The organism is Alicycliphilus denitrificans K601 (assembly GCF_000204645.1).
GTDB classification, from domain to species: Bacteria; Pseudomonadota; Gammaproteobacteria; order Burkholderiales; family Burkholderiaceae_C; genus Alicycliphilus; species Alicycliphilus denitrificans.
In genome coordinates this window covers 284917-302442 of record NC_015422.1, presented here as the reverse complement: position 1 = coordinate 302442, position 17526 = coordinate 284917, and the positions used below count along the sequence as shown (strand labels likewise).

The window sequence follows — 17526 nt, the reverse complement described above, 5'->3', positions numbered from 1 at the left end:
CTGCGGGGGCTTCAGACGGCCAGGCCGGACTTGTGCATGCGCGCATCGACGGCGGCCACGGCGCGCGCCAGGGCGGCATCGCCCGCGTCGCCCAGCGCCAGGCGCGCCACCGGCGCCAGCGCCTCCTGCACGCGGCCGCGCCAGTGGGCGTACCACTGGCCCAGCAGGGCCTGGTTCTCGGCGCTTTCGGCTGCGGCGGTCTTGATGACGGCGTCCACCCACTTGTTCGCGTCCTGGAACCACTCGGCCTGGAAGCGCGTGAGCATGGACACCGTGGGGCCGGCCTGCTCGGACAACGCGGCGTCCACCTCGCGGTAGGCCAGGCCGAACAGGATGCCGTCCAGCGCCACGTTCTGCGCCACGTACAGCTCGAACCAGTCCTTGAGCACCCAGGTGTCCTCCACCACGCGACGCAGGCCCTGCCACGCGGGCGCCTCCAGCCAGGCCTGCTTGCCCGCCTCCAGGTCGCCCTGGTTGCCCAGCAGCAGGCCCAGGCGCGTGAGGTACTGGGCGATACCGAGCTGGTCCATGCCGGCGTACAGGCAGGGCTGGGTGATGGCCGTGCCGTGCCCGTAGGCGCACTGGTAGGCGCCGTTCATGTTCGCGCCCCAGGCCACGTGGCGCAGCGGCACGTAGAAGTCCAGCGCCGTGCGCCGCGCCGTGTCGTCGAAGCGCTCGGCCAGGCCGCGCGACTCGACGAACTCGAAGTCCGCCTCGGCCACCTCCTGCAGGCGGGCGCGCGCCTGGGCGTAGGTGCCGTAATAGAGCTGGCGCGGGTCTTTCAGCGCGTACCAGTCCTGCATCACGATGCGGGTGCGCGAGGCGTCGAACAGCTCGTGCTCCGGGTCCCAGGTGGGGCGGTAGTGGAAGTTGGCCTGGGGCTGCACGTCCATCGTGGCCTCGATGTAGCGCGAGGCCGGCTTGTCCGCGCCCAGCCGCCGGGCGATGTGGTCGTAGGTCTGGCGCAGCGGCGTGATGCTGACGGTGCGCAGGTCGATTTGCATGGGGCTTGTCTCCTGTGGTTTCTGTAATGGAAAGTGGTGCTTCTCAGGGCTCGTGGCGGAAGTGGCGCTCGCGCGCGTCGCGCAGGTTCCAGTCCCATTCGTGCTCGGCGCTGCCCTGCTCCTGCCCCGGCAGGCGCCCGACGGTGGGCTGCACGCCCTGCGTGGCGCAGAAGTCGTCGAACTGCGCGCGCGGCATCACCATCTCGACGTAGAGCTGCGGCTCGCCCACGGCGAACTCGAACTCCACCATGCCGTTGCCGTGCTCCTGCACGATGCGGATGTAGCGGCGCTGGAGATCCCAGCGGTCGTTGGAGGAAGGTGGCGTGGTGCGCATGCCCAGGCCTATGCAGGACATGTGCCAGGCGGCCCGGCACCATGGCGAAAATCTCGATAATTTCGGGTAAACCCCTAAATTTAGATCCAGTTCGACCGACCCCAAGGCCGCCCGAGCAGGGGCTGGAAAGGCGGTTGCTGCAGTGCATCTTGATGATTTGCACACCATCCACACCCCGGAATTCACCATTTGGTGAAATCTCTGCGGACAAGCCATCTTGCGCAGAAAAATCTTTTATCGATAATCATCAGCATGCCCACCCTTCCCGCGCTGCCCTCCGACGCCGACCTGCGGCGCCAGATCCAGTTCTCGGCAGCCGACGGGCGCATCTGGCTGGCGGGCCAGCGCATGGTGCTGATGCACGCCGCGTCGCTGGGCATACTGCGCCGCGAGCTGATACACACGCTCGGCCCCGCCGCCACGCGCCGTCTGCTGCTGCGCGTGGGCTACGCCTCGGGCGAGCGCGACGCGGCGCTGGCGCGCCAGCTGCGCCCCGGCGCCGACGCCTTCGCCATGTTCAGCGTGGGCCCGCAGCTGCACATGCTGCAGGGGGCCGTGCAGGTCACCCCCGAAAAGCTGGAGCTGGACGCGGCGACCGGCCACTTCCACGGCATCTTTGCCTGGCAACAGTCGTGGGAGGTGGAAGTCCACGTGCGCGACTTCGGCCCGCAGAACGTCCCCGTGTGCTGGATGCTGCTGGGCTACGCCTCGGGCTACACCAGTGCCTTCATGGGCCGCACCGTGCTCTACAAGGAGGTGCAGTGCGCCGCCAGCGGCCACGCGCACTGCCGCATCGAGGGCCGCCCGGTGCAGGACTGGCCCGACGGCGCGCAGCTGGCCGCCGACTACGCGCCCGACGCGCTGCTGGACGACGGCGCGCCCCAGAACGGCCCGCGCGCCCTGCCCGCCTGGCCCGCGCCCATGCCCGCCGAGGACCGGCCCGAGCCGCCCGCCGACGCGCTGGGCCCGCTGATCGGGCGCTCGGCCGGCTTCACCGCCGCCACGCGGCTGCTGCGCAAGGCCGCGGGCACGCAGGTCACGGTGCTGCTCACGGGCGAGACCGGCGTGGGCAAGGAGCGCTTCGCGCGCGCCCTGCACGCTTTAAGCCCGCGCGCGGCCAAGCCTTTCGTGGCGGTGAACTGCGCGGCGCTGCCGGGCAACCTGGTCGAGTCCGAGCTCTTCGGCACCGAGAAGGGCGCCTATACCGGCGCCGACGCGGCGCGCGCCGGGCGCTTCGAGCGCGCGCACGGCGGTACGCTGTTCCTCGACGAGCTGGGCGAACTGCCGCTGTCCGCGCAGGCCAAGCTGCTGCGCGTGCTGCAGGACGGGCAGGTCGAGCGCCTGGGCGCCACCCAGCCGCGCCAGGTGGACGTGCGCCTGGTGGCCGCCACGCACGTGGACCTGCAGGACGCGGTGCGCGCCGGGCGCTTCCGCCAGGACCTGTACTACCGCCTGAACGTCTACCCCATCCGCATCCCGCCGCTGCGCGAGCGCCAGGACGACATCGAGCCCTTCGCGCGGCACCTGCTGCAGCGCTTCGCGGCGCTGCACGATAAGCACATCGGCGGCCTCACGGACCGCGCGCTGCACGCGCTGCGCCAGTACGCCTGGCCGGGGAACGTGCGCGAGATGGAGAACCTGATCGAGCGCGGCGTGATCCTGGCCGACCCGGGCCAGCCCGTGGACGCGGCGCACCTCTTTCCCGACAGCGCCCCGGCGGCCGCGCCCGCGCACACGCTGCAGGCCTCGGGCCGCCTGGGCGAGGCCCGTGCCCCGGCCTGCGACGCGGCGCTGATCGACCGCCTGCTGGGCGAGCGCCTGGACCTGCAGGCGCTGGAGACCCACTTGATCGAGGCCGCCGTGGAACGCAGCCACGGCAACCTGGCGGCGGCCGCGCGCCTGCTGGGCCTGACGCGCCCGCAGCTGAGCTACCGGCTGAACAAGGTACGGGATATCTGACATGGCCAAGCGCAGCGCCCTGTACGCGATCGCCGCCCCCGCGCCGTCGTCGGCGCGCACCCTGATCGAGCACGCCTACGCGCGGCTGCGCGACGACATCGTGAGCGGCCAGCTCGTGCCCGGCGAGAAGCTGCGCGTGGAGCACCTCAAGGAGCGCTACGGCGTGAGCGCCGGCACGCTGCGCGAGGCCATCACGCGCCTGGCCAGCGACGCGCTGGTGGTGACCGAGGGACAACGCGGCTTTCGCGTGGCGCCCATCACCACCGAGGACCTGGAGGACATCACCAACCTGCGCGTGCAGATCGAGACCGAGGCGCTGCGCCAGTCGATCCGCACGGGCGACGCGCAGTGGCGCCAGCGCGTAGAGCAGGCCTTCGCCGCCATCTCGGCCGAAGAGCCCATCGCGCCCGGGCGGCGGCACGCGTGGGAGCAGCTCAACACGCGCTTCCACGAGGCGCTGCTGTCGGGCCACGCCTCGCCCTGGACGGTGCACGTGCTGCGCCTGCTCTCGCGCCACACCGAGCGCTACCGCAGCTTCGCCATGGCGCTGCCCGGCTGCGTGCGCGACGTGCACGCCGAGCACACCGCGATCTTCGAATACACCATGGCCGGGCAGGACGCGCGCGCCGCGCTGGCGCTGGAGGCGCACATCCGCACCACGCCGGACCTGCTGATCCAGGCGCTGCGCGAGGGCCGCGCATCGCTGCCCGGCAGCGCCGCGCCGCTGCTGGAGGGCAAGGGCCTGCAGGATTCATAGCCAAAACCGCCTTCATCCCAATACTGGAGAGCGCTTATAGCTCTATTTCCAGGAGCAATACACCCGAATCTAGACGCGCGAGCGCGCCAGCTTGGGCGCGTGCCAGAAGCGCCGCTTGTACGCGGTGGCGAAGTTGGCCGCGCTGGTGTAGCCCGCCACCATCGCCGCCTGGCCCACTGTGACGCCGTCGTGCTCCAGCGCCCGGCGCGCGCGCAGCAGGCGGCATTCGCACAGGTAGGCGAACACGGTGGTGCCGAAGACGGCGCGGAACTGGCGTTGCAGCATGAGGGCCGACCACGCCCGCATCTACAAGTCCGTCCACACCTGGACGGGCATCCTGAGCGGCATGGCGCTGTTCGTCGCCTTCTACGCGGGAGCGCTCACGGCGTTCAAGGAGCCGCTGCGCCGCTGGTCCACGCCGCCCGCAGCCTTCGTGCAGCCCGTGCCCATGGACGAGGCCCAGCCGCTCATCGCGCGGGCCGAACCGCAGGAATCTGACAAAAATCGAGCCATAGCGCTTACCCAGTAAGCGTCGGCAGCTATTCTTTGAATAGCATCACCCGCCCCGCGCCGCGCGGTACAGCCCCTCCACGCGCGGCACGTTCTGCTCCAGCTCGCGGATGCGGTCGGGCCCCGAGGGGTGGGTTGAGAGGAAGCCGATGCCCTCGCTGCCCGTGGCCTCGCCCATCTTGCGCCACAGGCTCACGGCGGCCTGGGGGTTGTAGCCGGCGCGCGCGGCCAGTTCCAGGCCCACGAGGTCGGCCTCGGTCTCGTCGCCGCGGCTGAACTTGAGCGTGAGCAGCTGCGTGCCCAGGCTGGCCGCCGCGTTGCCCAGCTCGCCCAGGCCCAGCAGCTGCGCGCCCAGCGACAGGCCGAGGCTCGTCGCTTGGCTCTTGGCGATGCGCGAGCGCGCGTGCTCGCGCAGCGCGTGGGCCATCTCGTGGCCCATGACCATGGCGATCTCGTCGTCGCTGAGCTTGAGCTGGTCCAGGATGCCGGTGTAGAACGCGATCTTGCCGCCGGGCATGCAGAAGGCGTTGATCTGCTTGCTGCCGATCAGGTTCACCTCCCAGCGCCAGGAGGCCGCGCGGCTGTTCCACTGCGCGGCGTGTGGGATGAGGCGCCGCGCGATGGCGCGCAGCTTCACGAGCTGCGGATGGCCGTCGGGCGCCAGCGCCCCCTTGGCCTTGGCCTGGGCGAGCATCTGGCCGTACTGCTGCGTGGCCGAGGTTTCGAGCTGCTCGGCCGGCACCAGCTTGCGCAGGCCCGACGCGCTGCCCACGTCCACCTGCGCCACGGCCGGCAGAGCGGCGGCGCCCGCGGCGGCCAGCACGAAGACGCGGCGCGCGTTCCAGATGCCGCCTGCGCAGCAGCGGCAACCGGGCGCATCGGAGGAGGTTTCGATCATCATGCGCCAAGTTTAGGCGCCGCGCGCAACTCCGACCAGATCACCAGCAGCAGCCCCGCCAGCACTCCCCCCAGGCCCCAGAAGGCCATGGCCGAGGGCCGCTCGCCCACCACCAAGATGGCCAGCGCGAACGCCGTCACCGGCTCGGCCAGCGCCAGCGTGACGCCCGTGGCGCCGCTGATGTGGCGCAGCGCCGCGCTGAACAGCAGGTAGGCCAGCCCCGTGGCCGCCAGCCCCAGGTACAGCACCACGCCCCAGGTGGCCGCCGACGGCGTGGGCACGCCGCCCAGCAGCAGCGCCACGGGCAGCGACAGCAGGCCCGCGCCGCCGAACACCGCCAGGTTCACCATGGCGGGGCCGGCCCGCGCCACCAGGCGCTTGTTCAAGAGTGCATAGCCCGCATACGACAGCCCGGCCAGCAGGCACAGCGCGATGCCCGAAAGCGGCGCGCGCGCGTCGGCGCCGCCATCCAGCGCCATGGCCACCCCGCCCGCCACGCCCAGCAGCGTGCCCAGCCACCACGCGGGCGCGGGCCAGCGCCGCTGCGCCACGGTCTGCAGCAGCCCGGCCCAGACCGGCCCGCTGCCGATGGCCAGCGCCGTGCCCAGCGCCACGCCGCTGGCCTTCACCCCCGCGAAGAAGCTCAGGTTGTACGCCGCCACGCACAGCGCGGCCAGCGGCAGCGCGGCGCCGCGCAGGCCGCGCCACGCGCCGCGGCGCAGGGCCGGCCAGGCCAGCACGGCGAAGAAGGCGCTGGCAAAGCCCAGGCGCAGCGCGCCCACCCAGTAGGGCGACAGCGTGGCGGGCGCCAGGCTTTGCGCGGTGCCGGTGGTGCCCCAGAGCATGGCGGCAAGCAGCACCATGGCGATGCTGCGCAGGGATGCGGTATTCATGCGCCCATGGTGCGCGCGCCGCGTGCGGCCACTGTCGAGCAACGCGCGAGGTGCGGCGCGCCATTGCTTCATTTTGAATAGCTGCCAACGCTTTCCTGGCAAGCACTGGAGCCCTATTTTGCTTGAAACCCGCGCAGCGCCCGCGCGCCCGTGCCGCGCTCGCGCCGCAAGGCGTAGGCCAGCGCGCTGGCACTGGCGTAGCCCACGCGCAGGGCCGTGGCCTCCAGCGGCAGGCCGCGCGCCAGCGCGCGCTCGGCCGCGTCGAGCCGGCGCGCGCGCAGCCACGCCTGGGGCGTGCGGCCCGTGAGCTCCACCAGCCGCGCGTGAAAGCGCGGCGCGCTCAGGTGAAAGAGCGCTGCCATGCGCGCCGTGGGCCAGGGCTCGTGCAGCGCCGCATCCACGCGCGACTGCAGCAGCGCCAGGTCCATGCCCCGGCGCGCCAGCACGCGCGGCGCGTGCAGCAGCAGCGCGAGCTGACCGGCCGCATCGGCGGGACGCGCGCCCGGCGGCACGGCGAAGCGGCGCACGCGGTCCACGCCCGCCTGCGGCGGCGCGTCGATCACGAACATGCGCGTGCCGGGCCGCGCGAGGAAGCCGTGCTCCACGCCCGCGGGCACGACGAGGCCGCAGGCCGTGTCCACGAACGCGGCGCGGCCCGCCACCTCCAGCTCCATGCGGCCTTCGAGCGCGTAGAGGACCTGCGCGTGCTCGTGCGCGTGCGCCTGGTGCTCGCCAGCGTAGCGGCGCACCGAGGCGACGGGGTGGACGAGCGAAGGCATGGGAGGCCGATGGTAGCGGTGCGGATAATCCCCCGCATGCCCGATTCCTCTTCCGCCGCCCCCGCCCGCCGCTCCTGGCGCCAGGCCTGGCTCGTCTACCTGGAGCCCGCCAGCCTGCGCATGCTCGCGCTGGGCTTCTCCGCCGGGCTGCCGCTGCTGCTGGTGCTGGGCACGCTGTCGTTCCGGCTGCGCGAGGCGGGCATCGACCGCACGACGATCGGCTACCTCTCGTGGGTGGGCCTGGCCTATGCGTTCAAGTGGGTCTGGTCGCCGCTGGTGGACCGGCTGCCGCTGCCGCTGCTCACGCGTGCCCTGGGGCGGCGGCGCAGCTGGCTGCTGCTGGCGCAGGGCATGGTGATGGCCGGGCTGGTGGGCATGGCGCTGGTGGACCCGCGCGCCAAGCTGGGGCCCATGGTGTGGTGCGCGCTGCTGGTGGCCTTCGGCTCGGCCACGCAGGACATCGCGCTGGACGCGTTCCGCATCGAGTCGGCCGACGCCGACCGCCAGGCCGCCCTGGCCGCCACCTACCAGACGGGCTACCGCCTGGCCATGATCTGGGCCGGCGCGGGCGTGCTGTGGGTGGCGGCGCGCGCAGAGGTGGCGGGCCTTGCCGGCTACCAGGCCGGCGCCTGGGCCGCGGCCTACCTGGTCATGGCGGCCTCGATGCTGGTGGGCACGGCGACGGTGCTGCTCTCGCCCGAACCCACGCCCCGCCCGCTGGCGCCCGCGCGCAACCTGGGCGAGTGGCTGCGCGGCGCGGTGGTGGAGCCGTTCGCCGACTTCATCCGGCGCTACCGCTGGCAGGCGGCGCTGATCCTGGCGCTCATCGCCGTCTACCGCATCAGCGACGTGGTGATGGGCATCATGGCCAACCCGTTCTACGTGGACATGGGCTACACCAAGGACGAGGTGGCCGCCGTGACCAAGGTCTTCGGCGTGGTCATGACGCTGGCGGGCGCCTTCGTGGGCGGCGTGCTCTCGATGCGCCTGGGCGTGATGCGCGTGCTGATGCTGGGCGCGGTGCTCAGTGCGCTCAGCAACCTGCTGTTCGCGTGGCTGGGCCAGCGCGGGCACGACCTCACGGGACTGGTGCTGGTGGTCTCGGCCGACAACCTGGCCGGCGGCATCGCCTCGGCGGCGTTCATCGCCTACCTGTCGGGCCTGACCAACGTGCAGTACTCGGCCACGCAGTACGCGCTGTTCAGTTCCATGATGCTGCTGCTGCCCAAATGGCTGGCGGGCTTCTCGGGCCGGTTCGTGGACGCGCACGGCTACGCCGCGTTCTTCACGGGCACGGCCCTGCTGGGCCTGCCGGTTCTGCTGCTGGTGGCACTGGCGGCAAGAGCCAAAACTGCCTCCAGCGTTTGATGGACAAGCGCCTTCAGCTACACAATTAGAAGCGGTTTACCTAACTTTACCAACACTTCAACGCAGCAAGACAGCGCGATACCAAGATGCCAGCCATGAACTCGCAACTGCTGATGATCGAAGACGACCACCGCCTCGCGCAGATGGTGGGCGAATACCTCGGCCAGTCCGGGTTGCAGGTGACGCACATGGCCGATGGCACGAGCGGCCTGGCGCAGCTGCAGGGCAGCGAGCTGCCCGACCTAGTGATCCTGGACCTGATGCTGCCCGACATGGACGGCCTGGAGGTGTGCCGGCGCATACGCGCGCTGCCGGGCGCGGCCGCCCAGGTGCCGGTGCTGATGCTCACTGCCAAGGGCGACCCCATGGACCGCGTGATCGGCCTGGAGATCGGCGCCGACGACTACCTGCCCAAGCCCTTCGAGCCACGCGAGCTGCTCGCGCGCATACGCGCCATCCTGCGCCGGCGCGAGGCCGGCGCCCAGCCCCCGGCCAACCATCTGCTGCGCTTCGGCAGCCTGGAGATCGACCGCGACGCGCGCACCATCACCGTGGGCGGCGAGCCGGCGGAGCTGACCTCCTACCAGTTCGACCTGCTGGTCACCATGGCCGAGCGCGCGGGCCGCGTGCTCACGCGCGACCAGATCATGGAGGCCGTGCGCGGGCGCGAGCTCGAAGCCTTCGACCGCAGCATCGACGTGCACATGGGCCGCATCCGCGCCGCCATCGAGGCCGACCCCAAGAACCCGCGCCGCATTCTCACCGTGCGCGGCGTGGGCTACGTGTTCGCCAAGCAGCAGGATTGACCGGCTGCCATGTCCTTGTCCCTGTTCAGCCCCTTCTCCCGGCGCCTGTACCTGCGCATCTGGCTCGCGGTGGTGGGCGGCGTGCTGGTGTTCGCCTTCGCCGTGGGCCTGGCCTGGCGCTGGGCGGCCGAGCAGAACCAGCACCAGTTGCCCACGCGCGGCATCGTGATCACCGACGCCCAGGGCCGCACGCTGGTCGACGGCACGGGCATACGCCAGCGGCTCGACCCGGGCGAGGGCATCCACTACCGCATCGAGGCCGACGACGGCGCCGTGTACGAGATGCGCCTGTCGCCGCGCACGCCCCGCATGCGCCCCGACGAGCACGGGCCGGCCGCGTGGTTCCGCCCGCCGCTGGGCTTCCTATGGATGCTGGCGCTGGTAGGCATCGCCGTCACCGTGGGCGTGTTCCCCATCATCCGCCGGCTGTTGCAGCGGCTGGAGCAGCTGCAGCGCAGCGTGCAGCGCTTCGGCGAGGGCGACCTGTCGGTGCGCGTGGCCGAGCAGGGCCACGACGAAGTGGCAGACCTGGCGCGCCAGTTCAACGCCGCGGCGGCGCGCATCGAGACGCTGGTGCAGTCGCACAAGTCGCTGCTGGCCAATGCATCGCACGAGCTGCGCTCGCCGCTCACGCGCATCCGCATGGGGCTGGAGCTGATGCGGGGCGGCGCCCCCTCGCCCGCGTCCCGCGCCGAGATCGAGCGCAACATCGCCGAGCTCGACCAGCTCGTGGACGAGATCCTGCTGGCCAGCCGGCTGGACGCCGGCGCGGCCGACGTGGGCACCGTCGAGCCCGTGGACCTGGTGGGCCTGGCCGTGGAGGAAGGCGTGCGCGTCGATGCCGAGCTGCAGGTAGGCGACGGCGCCCCCGTCGAGGTGCCCGCTGTGTCCAAGCTGCTGCGCCGCGCCGTGCGCAACCTGCTGGAGAACGCGCGCCGCTACAGCCAGGGCGCCATCACGCTCGCGGTCACGCGCGAGGGCCCGTCCGCCGTGCTGCGCGTGTGCGACCACGGCCCCGGCGTGCCGCCCGCGCAGCGCGAGCGCATCTTCGAGCCCTTCTACCGCCTGCCCGGCGCCAGCGAACGCTCGGGCGGCGTGGGCCTGGGCCTGGCCCTGGTGCGCTCCATCGCCCAGCGCCACGGCGGCAGCGTGCATTGCGAGGACCGGCCCGACGGCGCGGCCGGCGCGTGCTTCGTGCTGAGCCTGCCGGCCACGCGCTGACGCGGCCTGCGAAGGGCTCAATAACCAAGCTCTTTCAGGATGGCGTCCGTGTGCTCGCCCAGCGCGGGCACGGAGCCCATGGCGGCCTCGGTCCCGGAAAGGGTAGCGGGGGGCAGCAGGGCCTGGATGGCGCCTTGGGGGGTCGCGACCTCGCGCCAGCGCCGGCGCGCCTGGAACTGCGGGTGGGTCCAGACCTCGTCGGGCTCGGCCAGCGGTGCGTTGGCGATGCCGCCCTCGTCCAGGCGCTGCAGCAGCTGTTCGCGCGTGAGGGAGTCGAAGCATTCCTCAAGGATGGCGTCGAGCTCTGCGCGGTTGCTCACGCGCAGCAGGTTGCTGGCGAAGCGCGGGTCGTCCGCCATGCCGGGGCGCTGGAGGACAGCGCGGCAGAAGTCGGCCCATTCACGGTCGTTCTGCAGGCCGAAGATGACGCTTTTGCCATCGCCCGCGCGGTATTGCCCATAGGGCGCGATCGTGGGGTGGGTGAGGCCGCTGCGCACCGGCGCGCTGCCGCCATAGTGGCTGAAGTTCAGGGGGTAGGACATCCATTCGGTAAGCGCTTCGAGCATGCTCACCTCCACCCGCATGCCCTGCCCGGTATGGCCGCGCTGCAGCAAGGCCGACAAGATGCCCGAGTAGGCATACATGCCCGCGGAGATGTCGGCAATGGAGATACCCGTGCGCGCCGGCGCGTCCGGCGTGCCGGTGACGGAGATAAGGCCGGAGGCCGCCTGAACGAGCAGGTCGTAGGCCTTCTTGTCGCTGTAGGGGCCGCCTTCGCCGTAGCCTGAAATGACGCAGACAATGAGACGCGGGTACTTCTCGCGCAGGCTGTCGTAGTCCAGCCCCATGCGGGCGGCGGCGCCGGGGGCGAGGTTCTGGATGAACACGTCGCAGCGCTCCAGGAGCCTGTCCAACACCGGCATGCTCCCGGGCTGCTTCAGGTCCAGCGCCAGGCTCTCCTTGCCGCGGTTGCACCAGACGAAGAAGGAAGACTGGCCCATCACGGTGCTGTCGTAGCCGCGGGCGAAGTCGCCGTCGCCGGGGCGCTCGATCTTGATGACGCGGGCGCCCAGGTCGGCCAGCTGGCGGCTGGCAAAGGGCGCGGCCACGGCATGTTCCAGCGCCAGCACGGTAATGCCTTGCAGCGGGCGGGTGGGGGGGGTGGAGGCGGCAGGGGTGGTCATGGATCTTGCAGGCGTGTGGATGTCGGTAGCCAAAAAATCTCCACGCATCGCCGGGATGCATGGGCCAGCAAAAATTCTAGGAACGCGCCTGCGGCGCAGCCAGTCGATATTTTGGAAGCCGCGTTCAAGATCCTCGAATCGCCGGCGCGGCCGCATCGGCCAGGGCGCTGGCGTTGGTCTTGACGACATAGCTGACGAAGGCCTGTTCGTGCGGCAGCAGGCTTTGCGGCGACTTGAGCACGATGCACTGCTGCCGCTGGGCCCAGGGCTCGTCCACGCGTACCTTCTGCACTTGGCCGCTTTGGATGAATGCGGCGGCGATGGAGTAGGGCACGAGCGAAATGCCCACGCCTTCCTTGACGCAGGCAAGCACGTCGGCGAAAGAGGGCGCATGGACGCGCACGCGCGGGGCGACGCCGAGCTTGTTCGCCATGGCTTCAAGGAAGACGAAGTTGCTGGACTTCTTGCCTATGCCCACCAGGTCGTGGGCGAGCGCCATGTCCAGCGGAACGATGGGGAATTCGGCCAGCGGATGGCCAGGCGGCGTGACGAAGACGAGTTCGTCGCGGGCATAGGGAATGGCCGTGAGGCCGCCGAAGTCGATGTCGCCCGCGGCCAAGCCTATGTCAGCCGCGTCGTCCTGCACCGCCTTGACGACGGTGGCGCTCAGATGCTCCTCCAGCTCCACGTTGACGTTGGGATAGGCCGCCAGAAAACGGCTGAGCGCCGGCGCCAGGCCATTCAAGGTGCTGCTGTTGGCGAACACGCGGATATGGCCGACGACGCCATCGGTGTGGCGCTGCATCTCGGCCCCCAGGCGCTCGACGTTGCCGAGGATCGCCTCCGCATAGCGCCTGACGGTCAGGCCCGCCGGCGTGAGCTGCATGCCCTTGGACGTGCGCTCGAACAAGGCCGTGCCCAGGGCCTGCTCCAGGTTCTTGAGCCGGTAGCTCGCGGAAGGGGCCGTGAGGTGCATGTCGGCCGCGCCGCCGCTGAGACTTCTCGCGGCGGCAATGGCAAGGAACACCTTGAGGTCGGTCAGCTCGTATCGCATGGAAATCGTTCCCCAGGGCGCGTGGATGCTGGTGTTTAGAAGGCTTCTAAAGGCACCAAGAAACATTCGACTGGAAGCACGGCGGCTGGCTTTCTATAGTTTTCGGACACCGATCTTTTTGGTTTTCTCGGACAAGACAGGAGACATATTCCCATGATGACACGTCGATCGATCCACACCGCCATCGTTGGTGCATTGGCATTGGTCTCGGCCGCAGCGCATGCGCAAAGCTACCCGGCACGCCCCGTGAAACTGATTGTGCCCTACGCAGCAGGAGGCCCGACCGATACCTTTGCCCGCGCCCTGGCGGACGCATGGGGCAAGAAGCTGGGGCAAGTGCTGGTCGTGGAGAACCGCACGGGCGCAGGCACGCTGGTGGGCACCGATGCCGTGGCCAAGGCCCAGCCGGACGGCTACACCATCCTGCTGACCACGGTGGCGCACGCCGTGAACCCCAGCATCCACGACAAGATGCCGTACAGGACCGTGGAGGACTTCGCCCCCGTGGGCATGGCGGCAAAGGCGCCGCTGGTGATCGTGGTGAACAAGAATTTCCCGGCGCAGAACCTGCAGGAATTCATCGGCTACATCAAGGATCACCCGGGCAAGGTGAACTACGGATCGGCAGGCGTCGGCAGCGCGCCCCATCTGGGCGCCGAACTGCTGAACTACATGACCGGCTCCAAGACCGAGCATGTGCCCTACCGCGGCAGCGCGCCTGCCATGCAGGACGTGATCGGCGGGCACCTGGCCTTCATGATGGACAGCGCCCCCACCGGCCTGGCCCAGGTGAAGGCGGGCACGGTGCGCCTGATCGCCACGACGATGGGGCAGCGCCTGCCCCAGACGCCCGACACGCCGGCCGTGGCAGAGGTCGTGCCCAAGTACGAGGCCTACACCTGGAACGCGGTGTTTGCTCCAGCCCAGACCCCGGCGCCGGTGATTGCAAAGCTCAACACCAGCCTGAAGGAAGCGCTGCAGGATCCCGGCCTGCAAAAGCAGGCCTACGACATGGGCCTGGTATTGGAGAAGAACCCCCAGCCGCAGGCGCTGGCCGCCTTCCTCGGCGGCGAGCTGGCCAAGTGGGGCCAAGTGGCCAAGGCCGCGAAAATGACGGCGAATTGAGAACCCCAGGTAGGACGAGCCATGATCAAGCACCAGATGTGCCCGCAGCGCTATTTCGAGGATTTCGAGCTGGGCGAGCAATTCCTGCTGCCCTCGCGCACCATGACGGATGCGCTGTTCGCCGCCTTCCAGCTGGCCAGCGGCGACAACCACCCCGTGCACTACGACGTGGAATACTGCCGCGCCCATGGCATGCCCCACATGCTGGCCCATGGCTACCAGGTGGTGATCCAGACCGCCGCGGGGGCGGGGCTGTTCCCGCACATGGTGGAGGAATCGCTCAAGGGCTTCCTGGAGCAAGGCAGCCGCTTCCTGAACCCGGTGTTCGTGGGCGACACCTTGTACTGCACGCTCACCGTGTCGGAGCTCAGGCCCGGCAACACCACGGGCGTGATCACCCTCGGCACCGAAGTGAAGAACCAGAAGGGCGAGGTGGTGATGGATGGCTTCCAGAAATACCTCCTGAGAAAGCGCCGCCCGTAGCCACTGCCGCGCATCCCCAATATCCGTGCTGTCATTCACGCGGACGCCCCCGTCCGTCTGCTACAACCCGTGGCATCGCAACGCCTCGGAGGAACGACCATGAGCACAGCCGACATCGGCACCCTGCAACGCACGGCCACGGGTTTTGAAGGCCGCCTGACACGCCGGCTCGACCACGGCGCGGACGCCGTCTGGCGCATGCTGACCGACCCGCAGGCCATGGCGCAATGGCTGGCGCCCGGCAACATCGAGCTGTGCACCGGCGGCGCCGTGCGCATCGACTTCGTCGACAGCGGCATCGTCATCGACAGCCGCGTCACCGCCTTCGAGGCGCAGCGCGTGCTGGCCTACTCCTGGAGCAGCGGCAACGAACCCGAGCGCCCCATGCGCTGGGAGCTGGCCCCCGCCGGCGAGGGCACCGCATTGACCCTGACGCTGCAAATTCCCGCCGGCGAGGACGCCGCCAAAGCCTGCGCCGGCTTCGAGGGCCACCTGGACATGCTGGCCGCCGCCCTGGAGGGCGTGCCGATCAAGTTCCCGTTCGAGCGCTTCTTGCAGGCGCGCAGCGCCTACAACGCGCAGTTGGCGGGCTGAATCCGGCGGCGCCAGGCCATGAACGGCACCTATCACCCGCCCGCGCCGCCGCTGCAGGTGGCGCAATGGTTCAACACGCCGCAGCCGCTCACGCTGAAGGCGCTGCGCGGGCGCGTCGTAGTGCTACACGCGTTCCAGATGCTGTGCCCGGGCTGCGTGGAGCACGGCATACCGCAGGCGCGGCGCGTGCACGAGGCGTTCCCGCAGGACCGGCTCGTCGTGATCGGTCTGCACACGGTGTTCGAGCACCACGACGTGCAGGGCGGCGCGGCGGCGCTGCAGGCCTTCATGCACGAATACCGCCTGCGCTTTCCCATCGGCCTGGACCAGCCCGACCCGCAGCGCACCATTCCACGCACCATGCACAGCCTGGCGCTGCAGGGCACGCCCAGCCTGGTGGTGCTGGACCCGCAGGGCCGCGTGCGCCTGCACCACTTCGGGCACCTGGACGACCTGCGCCTGGGCACGCTGCTGGGCCAGCTGCTGGCCGAGCCCGTGCCTGCCGCCGCCACGCCGGCCCAGGCCGCCGCCGGCTGCGACGACAACGGCTGCCCGCGCCCCGACATGCCCCCGCCATGAACGCCACGCCCCCACAGCCCCTGGGCTGGCTGCGCGCCGTGCTCACCGGCCGCGCCCTGCCCTACACCCGCCCCGGCAGCCGCAGCGCCATCGCCAAGCAGGCGCGCGGCGGCCCGGTCGGCGCTGGCCCGCTGGGCCTGGATGGCGACGAGCAGGGCGACCCGCGCGTGCACGGCGGCCCCGACAAGGCCGTGCACTGCTACGCCTGGGCCCAGTACGCGCCCTGGCGGCAAGAGCTTGCGGGCAACGCCGCGGCGCAAGCCCTGCTGGAGCAGCCCGGCGCGTTCGGCGAGAACTTCAGCCTGGACGACCTGCAGGAATCCCAGGTCTGCATCGCGGACCAGTGGCAGATCGGCAGCGCGCGCTTCGAGGTCAGCCAGGGCCGCCAGCCCTGCTGGAAGCTGAACGACCGCTTCGGCGTGCCCGACATGGCGCTGCGCGTGCAAAGCAGCCTGCGCACCGGCTGGTACCTGCGCGTGCTGCAGGGCGGCCAGGTGCAGGCGGGCGACCAGGTGTGGCTGCTGGCGAGGCCCTACCCCGAGTGGCCCATCACGCGCCTGCTGCGCGCCATTGCCGAGCGCGACTGCACGCCCGCGACGCTGCGCCAGATCCTGGCCCTGCCGCTGCCGCCCTCGTGGCACAAGCTGTTCAGCTGCCGGCTGGAGAACGCCAGCGCAGAGGACTGGACCTCCCGGCTGGTCGGCAGGCAGCCCTGAGCCTCAGCGCACCAAGGGCCAGCGCCAGGCCGATGCGGCATACATGGCCGCCCCCACCACCAGCGCCCCCGCGGCCAGCGCCAGCCCCTGGGCAAAGCCCTGCGCCTGGCCGCCGCGCGCGAGCAGCCAGGCCACCATGGGCGGACCCATGATCTGCCCCAGGCCGTAGACCGCCGTGATCAGGCTGGCAAAGCTGTCGGCAGACTGCGGCCACAGGCGCCGCGCCTCCTGCAGGCCATAGAAGGTGATGGCGGTGAACGGCAGGCCCACCAGGCAGCTGCTGAGCGCGAACCCCGCCGGCGTGGGCCACCACAGGCCCAGCGCGATGCCCAGGGCCTGCATGCCATAGGTCGCGCACAGCAGCCAGCGCCGGTCCCACGCCGCGTTCGCGCGCGTGCTCAGGGCGGCCCCCACGGTGACGCCCACGCCGAACATGGGCCAGAACAGGTCGGGCCAGAGCGAGCCGGCCGGCAGCGCGGCCCGCGCGATCACCGGCAGGAAGGTGGCGGTGACGATATAGCCCAGCCCCGCCAGCCCGTAGGCCAGCGCGTGCACGCCGCGCGCCAGCACCGTGCCCCCGCCCGGCGCGCGCGCCGGCGCGTGCGGGTGCGGCGCGCCCGCCCGGGCCTGGGCCGCGCGGCCCCGCACCACGGGCCAGACCACCGCGCACAGCAGCACCGACAGCAGCCCGCACACCACCCAGCCCGTCGACGCGCGCCACTGCGCGGCCACCATGGCGCTGGCCGCCAGGCCCGTGAGCGCGATACCCACGCCCGGCCCGCAGAAGACCAGCCCGCCCATGGACGGGCGGCCCAGCGCCGTGAGGCGCACCATGCACCAGGCCGCCACGTTGAGCAGCACGAAGGCGCTGGCCACGCCGGCGGCGAAGCGCAGCAGCGGCCAGGCGCCGGGCAGCGGCAGCGCCATGGCCACCGTCAGCAGTACCGTGGCCACCAGCCCCGCGCGCGCCAGCCGCGCCGGGTGCCAGCGCTCGTACACGGCGGGCGCCACCCAGGGCAGCGCCATGCAGGCCAGCGCGCCCGCCAGGTAGCCGACGTAGTTGGCCGTGGCCAGCCAACTGCCCTCGGCCAGGGTGAGCACGCCGTCGTGCAGCATCATGGGCAGCAGCGGCGTGAAGGCGAAGCGTCCCACGCCCATGGCGACGGCCAGCGCCAGCATGCCGGCCCAGGTCACGGCGCGGGGCTGCTCGGACCAGGAGGGGGTAGCGCGCATACGAATCCTGTTTTAAGATTAATCTTCTT

At 71.0% G+C, this 17526-nt stretch carries 20 protein-coding genes; 11 read left to right on the top strand and 9 right to left on the bottom strand.

Annotated features, from left to right (window positions below):
- Window positions 1-11: 11 nt before the first annotated feature.
- Both ALIDE2_RS01340 and ALIDE2_RS01335 read right to left on the bottom strand, forming a co-directional pair.
- Window positions 12-1004, bottom strand: a complete 993-nt coding sequence (locus ALIDE2_RS01340) for an aromatic/alkene monooxygenase hydroxylase subunit beta (RefSeq protein WP_013721220.1) — start codon at window positions 1002-1004, stop codon at window positions 12-14.
- A gap of 43 nt (window positions 1005-1047) precedes the next feature.
- Window positions 1048-1359, bottom strand: a complete 312-nt coding sequence (locus ALIDE2_RS01335) for a phenol hydroxylase subunit (protein ID WP_013517237.1) — start codon at window positions 1357-1359, stop codon at window positions 1048-1050.
- 231 nt (window positions 1360-1590) lie between these two features.
- Between ALIDE2_RS01335 and ALIDE2_RS01330 the strand changes: the two genes are divergently transcribed.
- Both ALIDE2_RS01330 and ALIDE2_RS01325 read left to right on the top strand, forming a co-directional pair.
- Window positions 1591-3297, top strand: a complete 1707-nt coding sequence (locus ALIDE2_RS01330; protein WP_013517236.1) for a sigma-54-dependent Fis family transcriptional regulator — start codon at window positions 1591-1593, stop codon at window positions 3295-3297.
- A gap of 1 nt (window position 3298) precedes the next feature.
- On the top strand, window positions 3299-4054 hold the full coding sequence (locus tag ALIDE2_RS01325) for a GntR family transcriptional regulator (protein WP_013721219.1): 756 nt from the start codon (window positions 3299-3301) through the stop codon (window positions 4052-4054).
- Window positions 4055-4123: 69 nt separating this feature from the next.
- Here ALIDE2_RS01325 and ALIDE2_RS01320 read toward each other — a convergent pair whose 3' ends face one another.
- Entirely contained in the window at window positions 4124-4339 is a 216-nt protein-coding gene (locus ALIDE2_RS01320) for a helix-turn-helix domain-containing protein (protein WP_049791312.1), read from the bottom strand.
- On the opposite strand from ALIDE2_RS01320, the gene ALIDE2_RS01315 reads away from it, so the two are divergent.
- Entirely contained in the window at window positions 4338-4583 is a 246-nt protein-coding gene (locus ALIDE2_RS01315; protein ID WP_041700559.1) for a PepSY domain-containing protein, read from the top strand. The two genes, ALIDE2_RS01320 and ALIDE2_RS01315, sit on opposite strands and share 2 nt — an antisense overlap.
- 27 nt (window positions 4584-4610) lie before the next feature.
- On the opposite strand, the gene ALIDE2_RS01310 is transcribed toward ALIDE2_RS01315, so the two are convergent.
- The 3 genes from ALIDE2_RS01310 to ALIDE2_RS01300 all read right to left on the bottom strand — a co-directional run bounded on the left by ALIDE2_RS01310 (window position 4611) and on the right by ALIDE2_RS01300 (window position 7134).
- Window positions 4611-5465 carry a M48 family metallopeptidase gene (locus tag ALIDE2_RS01310; RefSeq protein ID WP_013517234.1) on the bottom strand — a complete coding sequence of 285 codons (855 nt, stop codon included), beginning with the start codon at window positions 5463-5465 and terminating at the stop codon, window positions 4611-4613.
- The gene (locus tag ALIDE2_RS01305; RefSeq protein WP_013517233.1) at window positions 5462-6355 is read right to left on the bottom strand and encodes a DMT family transporter; all 894 of its coding nucleotides are present in this window, start codon (window positions 6353-6355) and stop codon (window positions 5462-5464) included. Before ALIDE2_RS01305 ends, ALIDE2_RS01310 begins: the two co-directional genes overlap by 4 nt.
- A gap of 113 nt (window positions 6356-6468) precedes the next feature.
- A complete protein-coding gene (locus ALIDE2_RS01300) occupies window positions 6469-7134 on the bottom strand; it encodes a helix-turn-helix domain-containing protein (RefSeq protein WP_013517232.1) in 666 nt (221 codons plus the stop codon).
- Between the two features lie 36 nt (window positions 7135-7170).
- On the opposite strand from ALIDE2_RS01300, the gene ALIDE2_RS01295 reads away from it, so the two are divergent.
- The 3 genes from ALIDE2_RS01295 to ALIDE2_RS01285 all read left to right on the top strand — a co-directional run bounded on the left by ALIDE2_RS01295 (window position 7171) and on the right by ALIDE2_RS01285 (window position 10529).
- Window positions 7171-8502, top strand: a complete 1332-nt coding sequence (locus tag ALIDE2_RS01295; RefSeq protein ID WP_238530082.1) for an AmpG family muropeptide MFS transporter — start codon at window positions 7171-7173, stop codon at window positions 8500-8502.
- Window positions 8503-8597: 95 nt separating this feature from the next.
- Window positions 8598-9308, top strand: a complete 711-nt coding sequence (locus ALIDE2_RS01290; protein WP_013517230.1) for a response regulator transcription factor — start codon at window positions 8598-8600, stop codon at window positions 9306-9308.
- Between the two features lie 9 nt (window positions 9309-9317).
- On the top strand, window positions 9318-10529 hold the full coding sequence (locus ALIDE2_RS01285; RefSeq protein ID WP_013517229.1) for a HAMP domain-containing sensor histidine kinase: 1212 nt from the start codon (window positions 9318-9320) through the stop codon (window positions 10527-10529).
- A gap of 17 nt (window positions 10530-10546) precedes the next feature.
- Here the strand turns inward: ALIDE2_RS01285 and ALIDE2_RS01280 are convergent, their stop codons facing one another.
- Window positions 10547-11713 (bottom strand): CaiB/BaiF CoA transferase family protein, encoded by a 1167-nt coding sequence (locus ALIDE2_RS01280; protein ID WP_013721217.1) that lies wholly within the window; start codon window positions 11711-11713, stop codon window positions 10547-10549.
- A gap of 124 nt (window positions 11714-11837) precedes the next feature.
- Window positions 11838-12767, bottom strand: coding sequence for a LysR substrate-binding domain-containing protein (locus ALIDE2_RS01275; RefSeq protein ID WP_013517227.1), 930 nt, complete (start codon window positions 12765-12767; stop codon window positions 11838-11840).
- A gap of 153 nt (window positions 12768-12920) precedes the next feature.
- On the opposite strand from ALIDE2_RS01275, the gene ALIDE2_RS01270 reads away from it, so the two are divergent.
- From ALIDE2_RS01270 to ALIDE2_RS01250, 5 genes are all read left to right on the top strand, one after another.
- A complete protein-coding gene (locus tag ALIDE2_RS01270; RefSeq protein WP_013721216.1) occupies window positions 12921-13892 on the top strand; it encodes a Bug family tripartite tricarboxylate transporter substrate binding protein in 972 nt (323 codons plus the stop codon).
- Window positions 13893-13913: 21 nt separating this feature from the next.
- On the top strand, window positions 13914-14375 hold the full coding sequence (locus tag ALIDE2_RS01265) for a MaoC family dehydratase (RefSeq protein ID WP_013517225.1): 462 nt from the start codon (window positions 13914-13916) through the stop codon (window positions 14373-14375).
- Window positions 14376-14474: 99 nt separating this feature from the next.
- On the top strand, window positions 14475-14969 hold the full coding sequence (locus ALIDE2_RS01260) for an SRPBCC family protein (RefSeq protein WP_013517224.1): 495 nt from the start codon (window positions 14475-14477) through the stop codon (window positions 14967-14969).
- 18 nt (window positions 14970-14987) lie between these two features.
- Window positions 14988-15548, top strand: coding sequence for a redoxin domain-containing protein (locus ALIDE2_RS01255; protein WP_013517223.1), 561 nt, complete (start codon window positions 14988-14990; stop codon window positions 15546-15548).
- Window positions 15545-16264 (top strand): MOSC domain-containing protein, encoded by a 720-nt coding sequence (locus ALIDE2_RS01250; protein WP_013721215.1) that lies wholly within the window; start codon window positions 15545-15547, stop codon window positions 16262-16264. Before ALIDE2_RS01255 ends, ALIDE2_RS01250 begins: the two co-directional genes overlap by 4 nt.
- Before the next feature lie 3 nt (window positions 16265-16267).
- Here ALIDE2_RS01250 and ALIDE2_RS01245 read toward each other — a convergent pair whose 3' ends face one another.
- Entirely contained in the window at window positions 16268-17497 is a 1230-nt protein-coding gene (locus ALIDE2_RS01245; protein ID WP_013517221.1) for a YbfB/YjiJ family MFS transporter, read from the bottom strand.
- Window positions 17498-17526 lie beyond the last annotated feature (29 nt).

Excerpts from the sequence above, each read along its gene's own strand:
- ALIDE2_RS01320 (WP_049791312.1), bottom strand. The coding sequence starts at position 4,339 with ATGCTGCAACGCCAGTTCCGCGCCGTCTTCGGCACCACCGTGTTCGCC.
- ALIDE2_RS01300 (WP_013517232.1), bottom strand. The coding sequence starts at position 7,134 with ATGCCTTCGCTCGTCCACCCCGTCGCCTCGGTGCGCCGCTACGCTGGC.
- ALIDE2_RS01275 (WP_013517227.1), bottom strand. The coding sequence starts at position 12,767 with ATGCGATACGAGCTGACCGACCTCAAGGTGTTCCTTGCCATTGCCGCC.
- ALIDE2_RS01315 (WP_041700559.1), top strand. The coding sequence starts at position 4,338 with ATGAGGGCCGACCACGCCCGCATCTACAAGTCCGTCCACACCTGGACG.
- ALIDE2_RS01305 (WP_013517233.1), bottom strand. The coding sequence starts at position 6,355 with ATGAATACCGCATCCCTGCGCAGCATCGCCATGGTGCTGCTTGCCGCC.
- ALIDE2_RS01330 (WP_013517236.1), top strand. The coding sequence starts at position 1,591 with ATGCCCACCCTTCCCGCGCTGCCCTCCGACGCCGACCTGCGGCGCCAG.
- ALIDE2_RS01325 (WP_013721219.1), top strand. The coding sequence starts at position 3,299 with ATGGCCAAGCGCAGCGCCCTGTACGCGATCGCCGCCCCCGCGCCGTCG.
- ALIDE2_RS01280 (WP_013721217.1), bottom strand. The coding sequence starts at position 11,713 with ATGACCACCCCTGCCGCCTCCACCCCCCCCACCCGCCCGCTGCAAGGC.
- ALIDE2_RS01265 (WP_013517225.1), top strand. The coding sequence starts at position 13,914 with ATGATCAAGCACCAGATGTGCCCGCAGCGCTATTTCGAGGATTTCGAG.
- ALIDE2_RS01290 (WP_013517230.1), top strand. The coding sequence starts at position 8,598 with ATGAACTCGCAACTGCTGATGATCGAAGACGACCACCGCCTCGCGCAG.
- ALIDE2_RS01335 (WP_013517237.1), bottom strand. The coding sequence starts at position 1,359 with ATGTCCTGCATAGGCCTGGGCATGCGCACCACGCCACCTTCCTCCAAC.
- ALIDE2_RS01255 (WP_013517223.1), top strand. The coding sequence starts at position 14,988 with ATGAACGGCACCTATCACCCGCCCGCGCCGCCGCTGCAGGTGGCGCAA.
- ALIDE2_RS01285 (WP_013517229.1), top strand. The coding sequence starts at position 9,318 with ATGTCCTTGTCCCTGTTCAGCCCCTTCTCCCGGCGCCTGTACCTGCGC.
- ALIDE2_RS01270 (WP_013721216.1), top strand. The coding sequence starts at position 12,921 with ATGATGACACGTCGATCGATCCACACCGCCATCGTTGGTGCATTGGCA.
- ALIDE2_RS01245 (WP_013517221.1), bottom strand. The coding sequence starts at position 17,497 with ATGCGCGCTACCCCCTCCTGGTCCGAGCAGCCCCGCGCCGTGACCTGG.
- ALIDE2_RS01260 (WP_013517224.1), top strand. The coding sequence starts at position 14,475 with ATGAGCACAGCCGACATCGGCACCCTGCAACGCACGGCCACGGGTTTT.
- ALIDE2_RS01295 (WP_238530082.1), top strand. The coding sequence starts at position 7,171 with ATGCCCGATTCCTCTTCCGCCGCCCCCGCCCGCCGCTCCTGGCGCCAG.
- ALIDE2_RS01310 (WP_013517234.1), bottom strand. The coding sequence starts at position 5,465 with ATGATGATCGAAACCTCCTCCGATGCGCCCGGTTGCCGCTGCTGCGCA.
- ALIDE2_RS01340 (WP_013721220.1), bottom strand. The coding sequence starts at position 1,004 with ATGCAAATCGACCTGCGCACCGTCAGCATCACGCCGCTGCGCCAGACC.
- ALIDE2_RS01250 (WP_013721215.1), top strand. The coding sequence starts at position 15,545 with ATGAACGCCACGCCCCCACAGCCCCTGGGCTGGCTGCGCGCCGTGCTC.